The 16,861-nt window shown below is 67.7% G+C and carries 11 protein-coding genes and 1 tRNA gene; 7 read left to right on the top strand and 5 right to left on the bottom strand.

The window, feature by feature from the left end; translation table 11 throughout:
- Positions 1-101: 101 nt before the first annotated feature.
- A tRNA-Lys gene (locus tag G5A46_RS04745) sits at positions 102-177 on the bottom strand.
- A 176-nt stretch (positions 178-353) separates the two neighbouring features.
- Here G5A46_RS04745 and dapF point away from each other — a divergent pair.
- From dapF to G5A46_RS04725, 4 genes are all read left to right on the top strand, one after another.
- The gene (gene dapF, locus G5A46_RS04740) at positions 354-1,208 is read left to right on the top strand and encodes a diaminopimelate epimerase (RefSeq protein WP_163847783.1); all 855 of its coding nucleotides are present in this window, start codon (positions 354-356) and stop codon (positions 1,206-1,208) included.
- The gene (gene mtaB / locus G5A46_RS04735) at positions 1,205-2,458 is read left to right on the top strand and encodes a tRNA (N(6)-L-threonylcarbamoyladenosine(37)-C(2))-methylthiotransferase MtaB (RefSeq protein WP_163847781.1); all 1,254 of its coding nucleotides are present in this window, start codon (positions 1,205-1,207) and stop codon (positions 2,456-2,458) included. Before dapF ends, mtaB begins: the two co-directional genes overlap by 4 nt.
- Positions 2,458-3,072 (top strand): FMN-binding negative transcriptional regulator, encoded by a 615-nt coding sequence (locus G5A46_RS04730; protein WP_163847779.1) that lies wholly within the window; start codon positions 2,458-2,460, stop codon positions 3,070-3,072. Before mtaB ends, G5A46_RS04730 begins: the two co-directional genes overlap by 1 nt.
- Before the next feature lie 204 nt (positions 3,073-3,276).
- Positions 3,277-3,879, top strand: a complete 603-nt coding sequence (locus G5A46_RS04725) for a glutathione S-transferase (RefSeq protein ID WP_163847777.1) — start codon at positions 3,277-3,279, stop codon at positions 3,877-3,879.
- A gap of 124 nt (positions 3,880-4,003) precedes the next feature.
- Here the strand turns inward: G5A46_RS04725 and G5A46_RS04720 are convergent, their stop codons facing one another.
- Positions 4,004-4,672, bottom strand: a complete 669-nt coding sequence (locus G5A46_RS04720; RefSeq protein ID WP_163847775.1) for an outer membrane protein — start codon at positions 4,670-4,672, stop codon at positions 4,004-4,006.
- A gap of 216 nt (positions 4,673-4,888) precedes the next feature.
- Here G5A46_RS04720 and petA point away from each other — a divergent pair, with 216 nt between their 5' ends.
- The 3 genes from petA to G5A46_RS04705 are packed head-to-tail and all read left to right on the top strand — an operon-like array spanning position 4,889 to position 7,641.
- Positions 4,889-5,470: a ubiquinol-cytochrome c reductase iron-sulfur subunit gene (gene petA, locus G5A46_RS04715; RefSeq protein ID WP_163847773.1), complete on the top strand. Its 582-nt coding sequence runs from the start codon at positions 4,889-4,891 to the stop codon at positions 5,468-5,470.
- 15 nt (positions 5,471-5,485) lie between these two features.
- Positions 5,486-6,826, top strand: coding sequence for a cytochrome b (petB, locus tag G5A46_RS04710; RefSeq protein WP_163847771.1), 1,341 nt, complete (start codon positions 5,486-5,488; stop codon positions 6,824-6,826).
- 17 nt (positions 6,827-6,843) lie between these two features.
- Complete coding sequence (locus G5A46_RS04705; RefSeq protein ID WP_163847769.1) at positions 6,844-7,641, top strand: cytochrome c1; 798 nt, start codon at positions 6,844-6,846, stop codon at positions 7,639-7,641.
- A gap of 248 nt (positions 7,642-7,889) precedes the next feature.
- On the opposite strand, the gene G5A46_RS04700 is transcribed toward G5A46_RS04705, so the two are convergent.
- The 3 genes from G5A46_RS04700 to G5A46_RS04690 all read right to left on the bottom strand — a co-directional run bounded on the left by G5A46_RS04700 (position 7,890) and on the right by G5A46_RS04690 (position 16,844).
- Entirely contained in the window at positions 7,890-9,242 is a 1,353-nt protein-coding gene (locus G5A46_RS04700) for an aminotransferase class III-fold pyridoxal phosphate-dependent enzyme (RefSeq protein ID WP_163847767.1), read from the bottom strand.
- Positions 9,243-9,318: 76 nt separating this feature from the next.
- Entirely contained in the window at positions 9,319-11,277 is a 1,959-nt protein-coding gene (gene pbpC / locus G5A46_RS04695) for a penicillin-binding protein 1C (protein WP_163849882.1), read from the bottom strand.
- Between the two features lie 101 nt (positions 11,278-11,378).
- The gene (locus G5A46_RS04690) at positions 11,379-16,844 is read right to left on the bottom strand and encodes an alpha-2-macroglobulin family protein (protein WP_163847765.1); all 5,466 of its coding nucleotides are present in this window, start codon (positions 16,842-16,844) and stop codon (positions 11,379-11,381) included.
- Positions 16,845-16,861 lie beyond the last annotated feature (17 nt).

The following is a 16,861-nucleotide window of genomic DNA, read 5'->3' as shown; positions in this document are numbered from 1 at the left end:
TCCGTGACCACCCGCAGCGATCAGCCACGATGCCAGGTCGCGAAACGCCGAACGGGCGCCCGATATGGGACGCCCGTTTCGCAATATCTTCTGGTTCCAAGTGGTGAGCCGTGCAGGATTCGAACCTGCGACCCACTGATTAAAAGTCAGTTGCTCTACCAACTGAGCTAACGGCCCACTTGAGGCGCCGATCTAGGCTGCGGGCCGAGGGAGGTCAACCGAAAAATCCTCCGGATCGTCGGGTTTTTCGCGGCTTTCCTCGAAACGACACGGAAGTCGGCCATGCGCGCGCGACATGGCTGGGCCGTCAGGGGGCGCTTTGCAAAGGGTCAGTGCGGGTTTATATGCGGGACATGAGCGAGCTGACTCCCCATTCCGCCCGGACCGCCGGGCCCTTGAGCTTCATGAAGATGCACGGGCTTGGCAACGATTTCGTCGTCCTCGACAGCCGGGGGGGCGATGCCGTGACCACGCCTGCGCTGGCGCGTGCCCTGGGCGATCGCAATCGCGGCGTCGGATTCGACCAGCTCGCAGAGATTCGCGACGGCACGGATGGCGCGGACATCACGCTGGATTTCTGGAATTCCGACGGCACGCGCGCGGGGGCCTGTGGCAATGCCACGCGCTGCGTCTCGGCCCATGTGATGGGCCAGAAGGGCGCCGACAAGCTGTCTTTGCGTACCACGCGCGGGAAGCTGCACGCGGTGCGGCGGGATGGCGTGGTCTCGGTGAACATGGGCCCCCCGGTTCTGGACTGGGCCGCCATCCCCCTGGCGCGCCAGGTCGATCTGCTGCACCTGCCGCTGGACGGGGATCCTGTCGCGGTGGGCATGGGCAATCCGCATTGCGTGTTTTTCGTCGATGATCTGGCGGCGGTGGATGTCGCCGCATGGGGTGGCGCGGTCGAACATGACCCCCTGTTTCCCGAGGCGACGAATGTGGAATTCGCTCAGCTGCGCGCCGATGGCACGATCCGGATGCGGGTCTGGGAAAGATCCACCGGCATCACGCTGGCTTGCGGGTCGGGTGCCTGTGCCACCGCCGTTGCCGCTCACCAGCGCGGACTGACGCCCCGCGCCGTCACGATGGAGCTCGATGGCGGCATCCTGCACCTCGACTGGCGCGACGACGGTGTCTGGATGGCCGGGGCCACCGCCCATGTCTTTACCGCCGAACTGACCCCCCGTTTCCTGGAGTCGCTGGAATGAGCGTGCCCAAGTTCTCCACCCTCGGCTGCCGGTTGAACGCCTACGAGACGGAGGCGATGAAACGCCTGGCCGAAGAAGCGGGCGTGCAGGATGCCGTGATCGTCAACACCTGCGCCGTCACGCAGGAAGCGGTGCGCAAGGCTCGGCAGGAGGTGCGCCGCCTGCGCCGGGAGAACCCGGGCGCCCGGGTGATCGTCACCGGCTGCGCCGCGCAGACCGACCCGGACACCTTTGCCGCGATGGAGGAAGTCGACCTGGTCATCGGCAACACCGAGAAGATGTCGCCCGCGGTCTGGAATCGTCTGACCCCCGATCTGATCGGTGAGACAGAGCGTGTGATCGTCGATGACATCATGTCCGTGACCGAAACCGCCGGTCACCTGATCGACGGCTTCGGCACCCGGTCGCGCGCCTATGTGCAGATCCAGAACGGCTGCGATCATCGCTGCACCTTCTGCATCATTCCCTACGGGCGCGGCAATTCCCGCTCGGTCCCGGCGGGGGTGGTGGTCGACCAGATCCGCCGGCTGGTGGACAGCGGCTTTGCCGAAGTTGTGCTGACCGGGGTGGATCTCACCTCCTGGGGCGCCGATCTGCCCGCCACGCCCAAGCTGGGCGATCTGGTGATGCGGATCCTCAAACTGGTGCCGGATCTGCGGCGGCTGCGCATCTCCTCGATCGATTCGATCGAGGTGGATGAAAACCTCATGCAGGCCATCGCCACCGAACCCCGCCTGATGCCGCATCTGCACCTGTCGCTTCAGGCCGGGGATGACATGATCCTGAAACGGATGAAGCGCCGCCACCTGCGTGACGACGCGATCCGCTTCTGCGAAGAGGCGGTGCGCCTGCGCCCCGACATGACGTTCGGTGCGGACATCATCGCCGGTTTCCCCACGGAGACCGAGGCGATGTTCGCCAATTCGCTGAAGCTGGTGGAGGAATGCGGCCTGACCTGGCTGCATGTCTTCCCCTATTCGCCGCGCCCGGGCACACCGGCGGCGCGCATGCCGCAGGTCAATGGTACGGCCATCCGCGACCGCGCCGCACGGCTGCGGGCGGCGGGGGCGCAGCGCGTGGCCAGCCACCTGGCGGGGCAGGTGGGGCGCGATCATCAGGTGCTGATGGAAAATCCCCGCCTCGGCCGGACCGAACAATTCACCGAAGTCGCCTTTGCCACCGAACAGGCCATCGGCGGCATCGTTCCGGCCCGGATCACCGGCCATGACGGCCAGCGGCTGGCGGCCTGATGCACCCGAACCCGATCTACCGCCGCGAAAGCCGGGATCGGAACCTTGCCTTTGCGCGGGATGTCGGGTTCGGCGCGCTGGCCGTGCCGGCTCCCGATGCGGCGCCGCTGGTGGCGCAGGCGCCGTTCGTGTTCAACGACGATGGCACACTGGATTTGCACCTCATGCGCTCCAACCCGGTGATGCGCGCCGCGCCTGCCTTCGCCACGCTGATCGTGCAGGGGCCGCATGGCTACATCTCTCCCGATTGGTACGGGATGGCGGACCAGGTGCCGACATGGAACTACGTGGCCGTGCATCTTACGGGCCGGGTGGACCCGTTGCCTCAGGATAGGTTGCGCCCCGTGCTGGATCGCCTGGCGGAGGAATACGAACGCCGCCTGCTGCCCAAGCCGATCTGGACCTCAGACAAGGTGCCCGAAGAGATCATGACCCGCCTGATGCGGGCGATCCAGCCGCTTCGGATGCAGCTCACGGGTGTCGAAGGCACCTGGAAGCTGGCCCAGAACAAACCCGCAGACGCGCGTCGCGGCGCGGCGGAGGGGCTGGAACAGGCTGCCCTGCTGCCCGGCGCCGCCGCCCTTGCCGCCTGGATGCGCGCCGTTACCGATTGACCTGTTGCCGCACGTCCTGCCCCTCCTGCGCCGGTCCGTGATCTTCCCCTCGACCCCGTCTCCTTTTCCCCGATCCCGCCCCCTTCGGGCGTCAAAATACCGCCGCCGGAGGCATGGCGCGCAGCGCCATCCGTCGCCCGATCCAGCCCGATGGACACTTCTTCAAACCGCCTCTAACCTCCGCCGCAAAAGGGAGGATCCTTCATGAAACTCGTTCACTCACCCGCCTCGCCCTTCGTGCGCAAGGTTCGGGTGACCATCCTGGAATGCGGCCTGCAAGACCGCGTGGAGATGCAGCAGGTGGCCACCAGCGCCACCGCGCCGGCGGCGGAGGCCATTGCGGCCAACCCGCTGGGCAAGATCCCGGCGCTGCTGCGGGAGGACGGTCCCGCGATCCACGACAGCCGTGTGATCACCCGCTACCTGAACGCCGTGGCCGGTGCGGATCTATATCCCCAGGCGCGGCAATGGGAGGTTCTGACCCTCGAATCCCTGGCCGACGGCATCATGGAGGCCGGCGTTCTGATGGTCTACGAATACCGCCTGCGCCCGGACGACAAGGTTTTCCCGGAATGGGTCGAGGCACAGTGGAACAGGATCACCCGCACCCTGGACGTAATCGGCGATCGCTGGATCAGCCATCTGAACGGCCCGCTGGACGCGTCGCAGATCGCGCTGGCCTGTGCATTGGGATATCTCGATTTCCGCCACGGCGACCGCAATTGGCGCGCGGATCGTCCGGCATTGGCGCAATGGGCCGAAGGCTTCGGCCAGCGGCCCGCCATGCAGGACACCGTTCCGGCCTGATCGACGCCGCCAGAGCTGACGCAAAAAAGGGGGCGATGCCCCCTTTTCCATGTCATCCGCTCTGTGACGCTCGGCAAGTAGCGGCCCCGCATGATCATTCATGCGGCACCGGGGGGAGGGCGCCTCAGAACTTCAGGCCGACGCCGAAATTCACCGAATTGGTCAGGATCCGCGTGTCCAGCGTGCCACCGCCGTCCAGATCGGCGGAATTGTCGGACCAGGTGAACTGGTATTCGCCGAAAACCGACCAGCGCTCCGTCATCTGGTAGCTGGCACCGGCGGTCAGCCGGGCGGCGGGGCCGGTCATCTGGTAGCCGAAGGTTTTCGGCCCGCCGGTCGGCGTGGCGTCCACATGCGGCACCGCGATCCCGACGCCGGCGCCCAGGTAGGGCGTCACGCTGCCCCATTGGTCCTTCCAGCGGCGCGTGGCGTTCAGGGTGATCAGGTTCAGCCCGTCGGTGAATTCCAGCCGGTCGAATCCGGCGGCCTTCATCTCGCCCTCGGGCGCGTAGACCTTGGCATGGGTGAATTCCACGCCGAAACCCCAACGTTCGTTCTTCCACCAGGTGGCCCGTGCGCCGTAATAGGGGGGCATCTCGAAGCTCTTGCCCTGCCAGCCGATCAGCGCGGAATAAGAGCCGCCACCGGGATAGGTGCCGTCGATCCGGCTGTGCGGCGAGGTCTGGTAACCAGTATAGAGGTTCAGTTCGATCTCCGCCGCCGCGGGCGCGGCCAGGGCGGCGCCGGCAATCAGGCCAAGTGCCGTTGATCGAAGCGGGCTGCGATGGGTCATGGCGGGGTCCGTTCCTGTAAGGTGTCTCCCCCGTCCATACCCCCTTGGATCCTATCGCTCAAGCGCGACACATCGGCACCCTCACCGGGTGCAGGCGATTGTATGCTGGACTGGTCTTTGAGACACGGTTAAACACCGCGGCGGAACGGCTGCGAGCATGACGCGGCCCGAAAACCCGTATTCGGCCGTCACCGGCCCAGGAATGGAGTCAAGTTCGTGTCCCACGCAGAAGATCACAGCGGCACCCGGAGAGACTTTCTCTTCTACGCCACCGCTGGCGCAGGCACTGTCACGGCAGGCGCCGCGGTCTGGCCGCTCGTCAACCAGATGAACCCCTCCGCCGATGTTGCGGCGCTCAGCTCGATCCGGGTGGATATTTCCGGGATCGAACCGGGCACCCAGCTGACGGTCAAATGGCTGGGCAAGCCGGTGTTCATCCGCCGCCGTACCCCGGACGAAGTTTCTGCCGCCAACGATGTGGACCCCGCTTCGCTGCCCGACCCGCTGGCGCGCAACGCCAATATCGACGGTGATGCCCCTGCGCTGGACGCCAATCGCGCCCTGGCCCCCGAAGGGGCCGATGGCGAGGCTGCCGAGGAATGGCTGGTCATGATGGGTGTCTGCACTCACCTGGGCTGCGTTCCCCTGGGCGAGGCCGGCGATTTCGGCGGCTGGTTCTGCCCCTGCCACGGCTCCCATTACGACACTGCCGGCCGGATCCGCAAAGGCCCGGCTCCTGAAAACCTGCCCGTTCCGGTCGCCCGCTTCGAGGGCGAGACCGAAATCGTTCTGGGCTGACGGAGGAGAGGACACATGGCCGGTATTCCGCACGACCATTACGAACCGAAGACCCGTGGCGAGCGCTGGATCAATTCCCGCCTTCCCGTGATCGGTCTTCTTTACGACACCATCATGATTCCCACGCCCAAGAACCTGAACTGGATGTGGATCTGGGGCATCATCCTGACCTTCTGCCTGGCGCTTCAGATCGCCACCGGCATTGTCCTGGTGATGCATTACACGCCGCATGTGGACCTGGCATTTGCCTCCGTCGAACACATCATGCGCGACGTGAACGGCGGCCACATGCTGCGCTATCTGCATTCGAACGGCGCGTCGCTGTTCTTTGTCGCCGTGTACATGCACCTGTTCCGGGGCCTCTACTACGGGTCCTACAAGGCCCCGCGCGAGATCACCTGGATCATCGGGATGCTGATCTACCTGGCCATGATGGGCACCGCCTTCATGGGCTACGTTCTGCCCTGGGGTCAGATGTCCTTCTGGGGCGCGACCGTGATCACCGGCCTGTTCGGCGCCATCCCCTTCATCGGGGAGCCGATCCAGACCTGGCTGCTGGGCGGACCGGCGGTGGACAATGCCACGCTGAACCGCTTCTTCTCTCTGCACTACCTGCTGCCCTTCGTCATCGCGGGCCTGGTGATCGTGCATATCTGGGCTTTCCACACCACCGGCAACAACAACCCCACCGGGGTCGAGGTGCGCCGCGGGTCCAAGGAAGAGGCGGCAAAGGACACCGTGTCCTTCTGGCCCTATTTCGTGATCAAGGATCTCTTCGCCCTGGCGGTCATCCTTGTGGTCTTCTTCGCCATCGTCGGCTTCATGCCCAACTACCTGGGCCATCCCGACAATTACATCGAAGCAAACCCCCTGGCGACGCCCGCGCATATCGTGCCGGAATGGTACTTCCTGCCGTTCTACGCGATCCTGCGCGCCTTTACCGGCGATGTCTGGGTGGTGATGTTCGCCAGCTGGATCACCGGCGGCATCGTCGACGCCAAGTTCTTCGGCGTTCTGGCGATGTTCGGCGCGATCGCGGTGATGGCGCTGGCGCCCTGGCTCGATACCTCCTCCGTGCGGTCGGGCCGCTATCGCCCGATGTTCAAGTGGTGGTTCGCGCTGCTGGCGCTGGACTTCATCGTGCTGATGTGGGCCGGGGCCATGCCGGCAGAGCCGCCGTATTCGACGATCTCGCTGATCGGGGCCACCTATTGGTTCGCCTACTTCCTGGTCATCCTGCCGTTGCTGGGCGTCATCGAAAAGCCGCTCGCGCAGCCGGAAACCATCGAAGAGGACTTCAACAATCATTACTCGGCGACCGGCGGCACCAAGACCGCTGTCAAACCGGCCGAGTAAGGAAAGGACAGAGTCAGATGTTCATGAAACCCCTTCTCTCTGCCCTTCTGGCCCTTGGTCTCGCCTCCGGCGCGGCCCAGGCGGCGGGCGACGAGGGCCACACCCACGACGTGGATTTCTCCTTCGAGGGTCCGTTCGGCGCCTTTGATCAGAACCAGCTGCAACGCGGCCTTCAGGTCTATACCGAGGTCTGCGCCGCCTGCCATGGCCTGCAATACGTGCCGCTGCGGACGCTGGGCGACGAAGGTGGCCCGCACCTGCCCGAAGATCAGGTCCGGGCCTATGCCGAACAGAACTTCGAAGTCTTCGACGCGGAGCTGGATGATTTCCGTCCGGCGAAGGCCACGGACCATTTCCCCGGCTCCAACCTGGAAAACGCACCCGACCTCAGCCTGATGGCCAAGGCGCGCGCCGGGTTCCACGGGCCCTACGGCACCGGGATCAACCAGTTCGTGAAGGGCATCGGTGGCCCGGAATACATCGTCTCCATCCTGACCGGCTACACCGGGGAGACGAAGGAACAGGCGGGTGCCACCTTCTATGAAAACACCGCCTTCCCTGGCGGCTGGATCGCCATGGCTCCGCCTCTGGCCGGTGAGGACATTGAATTCGCCGATGGCCATTCCAACGAGCTGCATCACGAGGCCGAGGACGTCGCCGCCTTCCTCATGTGGGCGGCAGAGCCCAAGATGATGGCGCGCAAACACGCGGGCTTCACCGCCGTGATCTTCCTCACCATCCTGTCCGTGCTGCTCTACCTCACGAACAAGAAGATCTGGGCGCCGATCAAGAAAAAGGCCAAGACGTCGGCCTGACACGCGCCCCCTACATGATCCAAAAAGGGCCGGTCGCGACGTGCGACCGGCCCTTTTTGCTGCCCATTCTCCGGACCGATTTACCTGCTATGCGTTACGCTTCGCCTCCTTCGGGCTCAAATACCGTTGGGGGTGAATTGCGCGCCCGGCGCGCAAAAGGGGGCTGAAGGCCCCCTCCATCCCGGAATGGATGTGCGCCGCAGGCGCTCCGCCGGATCGCGCGGCAAGCCCGAAACGCAAACGGATGCTCAGGCGGCGGCGATGCCCTTGTCCAGCGCGGCCAGCACCTGTGCGATCTCCGCCTCGGTGATGGTCAGCGGTGGCGACATGAGGATATTCGGCGCGCCGGGCCGTACCATGGCCCCGGAGTCGTAGGCGACCTTCTGGATCCGCTTCACAACGCCCGCGTCCATCGGCGTCTTCGACGCGCGATCCGAGACGAATTCCAGCCCGGTCATCAGCCCGTGTCCGCCCCGGACATCGCCGATGATGTCGTATTTCTCCTGCAAGGCCAGGCAACCGTCGTACAGCTGGCGCCCGCGCTCCGCCGCGTTCGCGCGCGGGTCCAGGCGGCGCAGTTCCGACAGGTTGGCGACCACTGCCGCGGCGCCGACGGGATGGGCGGAATAGGTGTAGCCATGGTAGATCGCCCCTTCGCCGCTCTGATCGCTTTCAAACACCTCGGCGATTTTGTCGGACATCAGCGCGGCCCCGACCGGAAAATAGCCGGAGGTGATACCCTTGGCCATCGACATCATGTCGGGCTTCACCCCCCAATGGCGGGAGCCGGACCAGTCACCGGTCCGGCCAAAGCCGCAGATCACCTCGTCCGCGATCATCAGGATGCCGTAGCGGTCACAGATCTCCCGCATCAACGTCATGAAGGAGGGGTCGGGCACGATCACGCCGCCAGCCCCCAGGATCGGTTCCATGATGAAGGCGGCGATGGTGGCGGGGCCCTGGAATTCGATCTCGTCCACCATGGCGGCGGCGATGCGTTGCGCCAGTTTGGCGGGATCCGTCTCGTCGAAGGGGTTGCGGTAGGTATAGGGCGCGGGGATGTGGTGACAGCCCGCCAGCAGCGGCTCGTAGGCGGTGCGGAACCGGTTGTTGCCATTGACGGAGGCGCCGCCGAAATGGGTGCCGTGGTAGCCCTTCTTCAGGGACAGGAACTTGGTCCGTCCGATTTCGCCGCGCAGCCGGTGATACTGGCGCGACAGACGCAGGCAGGATTCCACTGAATCCGACCCGCCAGAGGTAAAGAAGACGCGGGCCATCCCGTCTTCGGCGAACATCTCCTGCACCGCTTCGGCGGCTTCGATCGCGGGGGGGTTGGTGGTACCGCCAAAGGCGGAGTAATAGGGCAGGATATCCATCTGCGCGGTGACCGCGTCCTTCACCGCCCGGTTGGAATACCCCAGGTTGACGCACCACAGCCCGCCGACCGCGTCCACCACCCGGTGGCCGTCGATATCGGTGATGGTGCTGCCTTCGGCGGATTGCACGATCACCGGGGCATTGGCCTGCATGTCCGCAGGGTGGGCCATGGGGTGCCACAGGTGGCGGGCGTTCAGCTCTTTCAGCGTGGTGTTATCCTTCATCGCGGGACTCCTTCGCGGCCAGTTTGGGCCACGCTACGCCCTTTGCCGGCCATGTCCAGTGGCCGCGCGGCGCCGGTCAGGGATCCAGCCGCACCTGCGCCCGTGCCGACCGGCCCGCCGCATCGATGACCGTCAGGTCGGTGAAGCCGGGGCCAAGACCGGGCAGGAAGGCTTCCCGCCCGCGCTGGCCCGTCAGCACCGGCGCGCCGTTGACCAGCCAGGTAAAGGGCGGCCGCCCGTCGCGTACCCGCACGGGCAGGGGGGCGCCGTCCAGCGGCAGGCGCACGCCGTCGGGCGGAAAGGCCAGCGCCGGGGCATCCGGATCGCGCGGCATCCCCTCTGTGCGGCGCCGGAACTGGCGCAACGGTTCGGGCAGCAACGAGGCTCCGACCAACAGCGTTTCCGGCGGAGGCGGGGGCAGGGGGCTGGCCTGTCCCGTCAGGGAGCCTGCAAGTCGGTCGAAGGCCTGAAACAGCAGTGGCGCGGCCAGGTCCGCGCCAAAGGCCCCCGGCACCGGCGTGCCATCGGGTCGCCCCAGCCAGACACCGATCACATGCGCCCCGTCATAGCCGATCGCCCAGGCATCGCGGTGGCCATAGGATGTGCCGGTCTTCCAGGCGATCCGCCGGACTGGCGCGCCGCCAGGCGGGGGCAGGTCGGCCAGCACATGCCCCACCTGCCAGGCCGAAGCGGCCGAGGTCAGACGGCGGGCTGCCGTCGCCGGTGTGCCCTGGCGGTGATGCAGGGCGCGGACCTGCCCGCCCTGCGCCAACCCGGAATAGAGCTGCACCAGGTCCCGAAGCGACATCCCGACCCCGCCAAGCGCAACGGCCAGCCCGGCGGGGCCGCTCAGCCGGGGGGTCACATCGGCGCGGCGCAAGGCGGCCATCAGGTTGGCGGGGCCCAGGGCCTCGGTCAGCAGAACGGCGGGCAGGTTCAACGACAGACGCAGCGCATCGGCGACCCGGATCCGCCCGCGAAAGACGCCGTCGAAATTCTGCGGGGCGTAGCCGGCGAAATCCGTCGGCCGGTCGTCGATCAGGGTTTCGGGATGGGCAAGCCCCCGGTCAAAGGCCAGCGCGTAGATCAGCGGCTTCAGCGTGGAGCCGGGCGACCGGACAGCCTGCGTCATGTCGACGAACCCCTGTCCCCGCTGGCCCAGCCCCGCCGACCCGACAGAGGCCAGGATCGCCCCGCTCCGGTGATTGGCCACCAGCACCGCCACCGACAGGCCGAAGACCTGCCCGCGCAGGGCCTCCCTGGCCAGGCCTTCCAGCCGCGCCTGAAGATCGGCATCCAGCGTCAGGTCGTGGCGCAGCGCCTCGGGCCGTTCGGCGCGGGCGCGGTCGGAGAGATGCGGCGCCAGCGCGGGAAAGGCCCGGCGCCGCTGCGGCAGCGGATCGGACAATGCGGCAGCCAGGGCGCTGGCGTCGATCACCCCGGCGCGATGCATCCGCTGCAACACCCGGTCACGGGCTGTGCGGGCGGCGCGGGGGTGGCGGTCCGGGCGCCGGGCCTCGGGCGATTGGGGGAGGGCCACCAGGAACGCCGCTTCGGCCGGGGTCAGGCGGGTGGGTTCCTTTCCCAACCAGGACAGGGTGGCGGCGCGCAGCCCCTCGATATTGCCGCCATAGGGGGCGAGGGTCAGGTACAGGTTCAGGATCTGCGCCTTGTCCAGCCGCCGTTCCAGCGCCAGCGCCAGCCGCGCCTGCCGCAGCTTGCCACGCCATTGGCCGGTGCCGCTGTTCTCCAGAAGGCGCGCGACCTGCATCGTCAGGGTAGAGGCGCCGGAGACGACCCGCCCGGACCTGAGCGCCTGCCACCCGGCGCGCAGGATCGCACGGGGATCGACACCGGCGTGATCGGCAAAGCGCCGGTCCTCGTAGGTGACCAGCATCCGCAGGTAGCCGGGATCGATCTCCGGGCGAGGCGGGGCGGCCAACCGCCACAGCCCGTCGCCCGCCGTGTAGGCCCGCAGCAGCGCGCCGTCGCGGTCCCGCACCTCGACCGAGGTGGCAGGCACCAGCGCCGGCATCGGGGTCGCGTCGATCCAGCGGTCGACGCCGTCGCGTGCACCGCCCGCAAGCAGCAGCACGGCGGCCAGCCCGGCCAGCCATCCGCCCCGTGCCACAGCCGTCACTCCGCGATGGTGATGCGGCCGGCATCCGTCCGGGCGCGGTAGCGGGGGCGATACATGTCCTCCACCACGGCGGCGGGGTGGTGATAGCGGCCCGGCGTGATCGCGCGTACCACGTAGGCCAGTTCGAACGGCTTGGCCGAGCGCCAGTCGACGGCGGCAAGGAACCTGTCGGCGCGGAACTCGGTGGTGCGGGTTTCCACCGTGTCCAGCCAGTCCAGCGCACCGGGATCGCCCGCGCGCAGCAGGTTGGGATTGTCGATCTCGAACCCGGCGGGCAGGGCATCGTCGATCATCAGCCGGGCGCCTGTCTCCTCGAACGGGGTGACGCGCAAGACGGTGACCAGCCGATCGCCAGCGTGCAGGTCATCCAGCGTGGCGCGATTGCCCTGCATGTCGAAATACAGCCGTTCGATCCCGTAGCCATAACCGCCGGCGGGGGCGGGAATGCGGGGGGTGCCGATCGTGGTCAGCGTCAGGCTGGTGGCGCGGCTGCCGGTGTTGCGGATCTGCTGCGGGGTCAGGGTCTGCGCTTCCTCCCGGCGGATCAGCGGCGCGGTCTGCGGGGTGCCATTCACGCTCAGGCCGCCGCCGCCGGGTGCCTCTGTCAGGGCATGGGCCGCAAGAAGGGTCCAGACGCTTTCCTGGGTGGAGCGTCGCCCCTCCGGTGCGGCGATGCGGTTGGCCAGCCGCGCCCGGTCCACGGCGGTGGAGCCACTTTCCACCGCAAGGGCCAGCACACCGGCGGCATCGCGCAGGTTGGTGCCGTAATCGGCGCGATAGACCGGCCCTTCGGCGCTCTGGCGGTGGCGCATCATCGCGTCGGCGCGGGCGAACATGGCGTCGGCGCGGGTCTGGTCGCCGTACATTGCCAGCGCCGCGCCCAACTGCGCGGCGGCCAGCGGGGTCGCGAAATCATCGCCTTTGGCATCGGCGTAGTAGCGCAGGTCCCCCATTGTGGCGATGCCCTCGCGGGCCAGCACCATCAGCGCATAGGCCAGCGCGCTGCCGCCTCCATTGGTGTCGGCCTCGAAATCCGGGGCGTAGTTCACGCGGTTGCGCAGATTGTCCATCGCCGTGGCAAAGGCCGCGTCGGGCACCGTATACCCTGCCAACCGGGCCCGCGACAGGAAGTCGGAGACATAGGCGTCCAGCCAGCCATCCCCGGCGCGCGCGCGCCACAGGCCAAAGGCCCCGCCCCCGGTCTGCCGGGTCAGGACGCGGGTGATGGCCCGGTCGATCCGGTCACGGACCCGGGTGTCGTCCTCCAGCCCTATCTGCCCGGCGACCGACGACAGGTAGAGCAGCGGCATCGCCTGCGAGGTCACCTGTTCCGTGCAGCCATAGGGGTAGCGGTCCAGCATCGCCAGCATCCCCGGCGCGTCGAACCGCGCCAGCGGCCCGGCAGAGATCAAGGCCGTGCCGCTGCCCGGTCGCATCCCGGTAAAGACCTGATCATCAAGGGTGAAGATGTCGCCAGCCGCCAGTTCGAACCGGCGGGTGGTGGCAATCTCGGGATCGTTGGCGCGCACCGGCAGGGTCAGATCCTTGGCCAGACGTGTGCCGTCCGGGGTGGTCAGGGTGACGCTGACGCGGTGGTCGCCCACATCCCCTGCCGTGACAGGAAGGGCGAAAGAGGTGCGGCCCTGAGGGCCCAGTTCGAAGGTTTCCGGCAGGGTTGCGGCGTCCAGCGTCACGCCGTCTGCCGCGACCTCCAGCGCCATATCGCCGGCAGGTCCGGTGGCATGAACGATTTCCAGCAACAGGCGCGACGTGTCACCCGGCGCCAGGAACCGGGGCAGGGTGGCGGTGACCACCACGGGGTCACGTACCAGCACATCCGCCTCGGCCGATCCGACGCCGGTGGGCGACCAGGCCAGCGCCATCAGCCGCACGGTGCCGTTGAACTCCGGCAGCTCCATGGTGACCTCGGCCCGGCCGTCGCCATCGACTTGCAGCGGCCCGGTGAAGAAGGCCACCAGTTCCTCGGTCGGGGGTGGGGATTGCAGGCCGGGCTGCGTACCGGCATCGCCACCGGACCGGACTTGACCCATCGCGCCGTCCAGCGAATTGATCAGCCGTCCGTAGAGATCGCGGAATTCCACGCCCAGTCGCCGCTGGCCAAAATAATGCGCCTGTGGGTCGGGGGTGTCGAACGCGGTCAGGTTCAGGATGCCGACATCGACGGCGGCCAGCGTGACATGGGCCGTTTCACCGGCGGGCAGGCCCTCCAGCTGGACGGCGGCGGTCAACGGACCACGGGGGCTTGCCGTCTTGGGCGCGTCCAGCGTGACCTTCAGCGCCTTGTCGCCGGGATCGACCGGCGCGTAGGACAGGCCAAGCGCGCGGGCCGGCATCTGCCCGGCAGGCACGTCCATCGGGCGCAGTACCGTCGCTGTGACATAGGCGCCCGCGCCCCAATCCTCGGTGACGGGGATCGACACGTGGCTTTCACCCTCCGGCACCTCCACCGCGATCATGTCGATCAGCCGGTCGGAGACCACGGTGATCAGCGCCTTGCCCGCATGGCGCGGCACCAGCCGCAGGTCGGCGGTGTCGCCGGGGCGGTAGCCGGGCTTGTCCAGCGACAGTTCCAGCATATCGGGCGTGGCGGCGGGGTCGGCGGGCACGTACCAGCCGGCGTAAACCTCGGCGGAGGAGGCGGTATAGGGGCCGTCGATCCGCTCCACCACGATCTCGTAGCGCCCCCAGTCCACCGGCGCGGTCACCGTGACCGGATCGGGGCCCAGGGTGGCGGTGCCGGTGGTAACCTCGGTGCGGGTGGTGAACTTCTCCCATTCCCAGGAGCCGAAGCGCTGGAACCATTGATAGCGGTCGCGCACGCGGTTGACGGTATAGCTCACTTGCATCGGTCGCGGCGCCAGGTCGGGGCCAAGCGCGATGAGGTCAAAGGCCGCCTCGCTCCCCTCGGGGATTACATCTTCACCTTGCGGACGAATGCCGATCACCGGCCCGGCGGGGGCCAGCTCGCGGGTCAACCGCCGCTCCACCGGGCGACCGGAGCCTTCGAGCACCCGCAGCGTCACGTCCAGCCGCCGGGGCCGGGTGTCGTCCTGGGTGATGAAATCCAGTGGCAGCGGCGCGCTCAGCTGGCCGTCGGCATCGGTGCGCCCGCCGGCAAAGCCTTCGCCATCGGCGCGGGTGGGGGCGTCATGCAGCCCCAGCAGAAAGCCCGGCCATTCGGACAGCTGACGTTGCGGAGTGGCGCGCAGCTCTCCCTCGACCCGCAGGTCACCGGCAGGAGCGCCAAAGAGGTAGCGCGCCGAAAGGGTCAGATCGGGGGTATCACCGGGGGCAATCGTGCCCTCCGGCAGGGCTAGGTCGAAATCAATCCGTTCGGGCAGGAAATCTTCGACCAGCACGGTGGTGGAGGCCAGCGGCGCGGCGTCCAGATCGGATTTCACGTCGATCCGCCAGGCGCCGCGCGGGGCTGTCTCGGCCACGGGCAGGGCGATCACATGCCCCCCGGCCGCATCGCGGGTCGAGGTCTGGCGCGCGTATTCCACGCCGTCGGGCCGGGTCAGGATCGCGGTCAGCGGCACGCCGTCCAGCCCCCGCACCTTTGCATCGCGGGCCAGCGCGGTCAGGTGGATCACCTCTCCCGCGCGGTAGGCGCCCCTGTCCGTGGCCAGGAAGACGTCGATCGGCGGGGCAGGCGCTCGGCCCGCCACCCCACGGTCGGACAGGTCAAAGGCCGGATCGGTCAGCGACAGGAAGGCCATGTCCCGTGCCCCGTCGCGCACCGTGACCAACGCAGGCGTCGCGCCGCCGGTGCCGCGTGTCAGCCCTGGGGCGAACACTGCATGCCCCTGATCATCGGTGCGTGCCGTGCCCAGCACCGCGTTGGCGTTGGAGATCAACTGAACCTCCAGCCCGGCGCGGGGGTCGGCATCGGACAGGCCCCGGACAAAGACATGCAGCCCGTCATTGCCCGACAGGGTGGTCAGGCCCAGATCGGTCAACAGGAACCATTGGGTCACCGGCTCCACCTCGTAGGGATCGTCGCCGGGGATCTGCGCGGTCAGTGCATAGGCGCCGGGCGGCTGGTCGGCCAGCACGTCACCCAGCGGCAGGCGCGTGGTCATCGACTGGTTCAACCGGTTCTGCAATATTCCGGTGCCGGTCCAGATCTCCTGCGCCAGCTGGGTGGCAAAGGTCTCCTCCTCGTAGGGATGGATGTTGCGGTTGAAAAAGCTCTGCTGGATCGCGCGGGTCAGGTTGCGATCGCTGACGCGGTGCAGCTTCAGCTCTACCGTGTCGGCATTGACCGAAGTCACGGGCAGCGCGGCGCCGGCCGATTTCGCCAGCACGTAGCCCCGGCCGGGGAACCGCACCTGCGGATCGCGGTCGCGGATGTAGAACCGCAGCTCTGTGTCGCGGGCCAGGGCGGTGCCGTCGCGGGCGGGCAGCCCCGCGCGGAAGGTCACGCTGTAGCGTTCGCCATGCTGGCCGCCGGTGATGCAGATGTCGCTGCCCGTGGCCTCTACGGCCATGGACCGATCCGGCAGGCGGACGTAATCACTGTAATCGACCCCGGCGCGCACCAGCGGTTCGGTGAATTCCGCACAGATGCGCGGGGTCGTGGCGTTGTGATCGACGCGGTGATCGGTAATGCGAAAACCGTACAGGCCAGCGGCCCGGTCCAGCTGTTCGGCGATGTCGGCGCGTGGCGACAGGCGGTGCGCCAGTTGCAGGGCGGGGATCATGTCGCGGCCCCGGTCGGCCACCTCCAGCGCGCGGGCGATCAGGGTCAGCGCCTGCGCGCGGGCCGGATCGCCGGGTGCACGGAGATAGGCGTTGGTGGCGGCAGAGAGGGCGCGCGCGGCATTGGCGCGGGTCTCGCCGGATTGATCCTTGGGGATCTCCAGCAGCAGGCGGGCATATTCGGCCCATTGGTCGGCGGCGTCGCTTTGGGCCACGGCGCCGCCCATCCAGCGCATCGCGTTCAGCAGGTCGCCGCTGGCCATGCGGTCCCGCGCGGCGCCCAGCAGGGCCTGGGTATCGTATTGCCCGGCCGGGTGACGGGCGCCGATCATCCGCGCCTGATCCCGTGCCGCCGTCAGCCCCTGGGGACCCAGGAATCCCAGATCCCCGGCCCGCTGCGCCGCCAGGTCACGTGCGGCCTGCGGCACCGGCGTCATCCGGGCCGAGCGTGCGCCTTCATAGGGAGTCTCGCCAGTGATCGCGGATTTCGGGAAACAGGAATTGTTGCGGGTGTTGAAGGTAAAGCCGGCGCAATCCGCGATGCTGGCACAGGCGTTGCGGCAGGCGTCGAACGTGGTGTCGAACAGCTGTTGCAGATCCGCCCCGGAGAAATCGCGATCCGGCGTCACCACCATGCGGTGATCGGGGATCAACGGGTCTGGCCGGGCGTCCTGTGCCGGTGCGGCCGATACAAGGGACAGCAGGGCCGCCACAAGGACGGTGCCGAGGATGGCGCGCATGGGAACTCTCCTTACCT

It is taken from the genome of Pseudooceanicola aestuarii, assembly GCF_010614805.1.
GTDB lineage: Bacteria > Pseudomonadota > Alphaproteobacteria > Rhodobacterales > Rhodobacteraceae > Pseudooceanicola > Pseudooceanicola aestuarii.
Note: the sequence above shows the minus strand (reverse complement) of the source record. Positions and strands in the feature narration are given on the sequence as shown.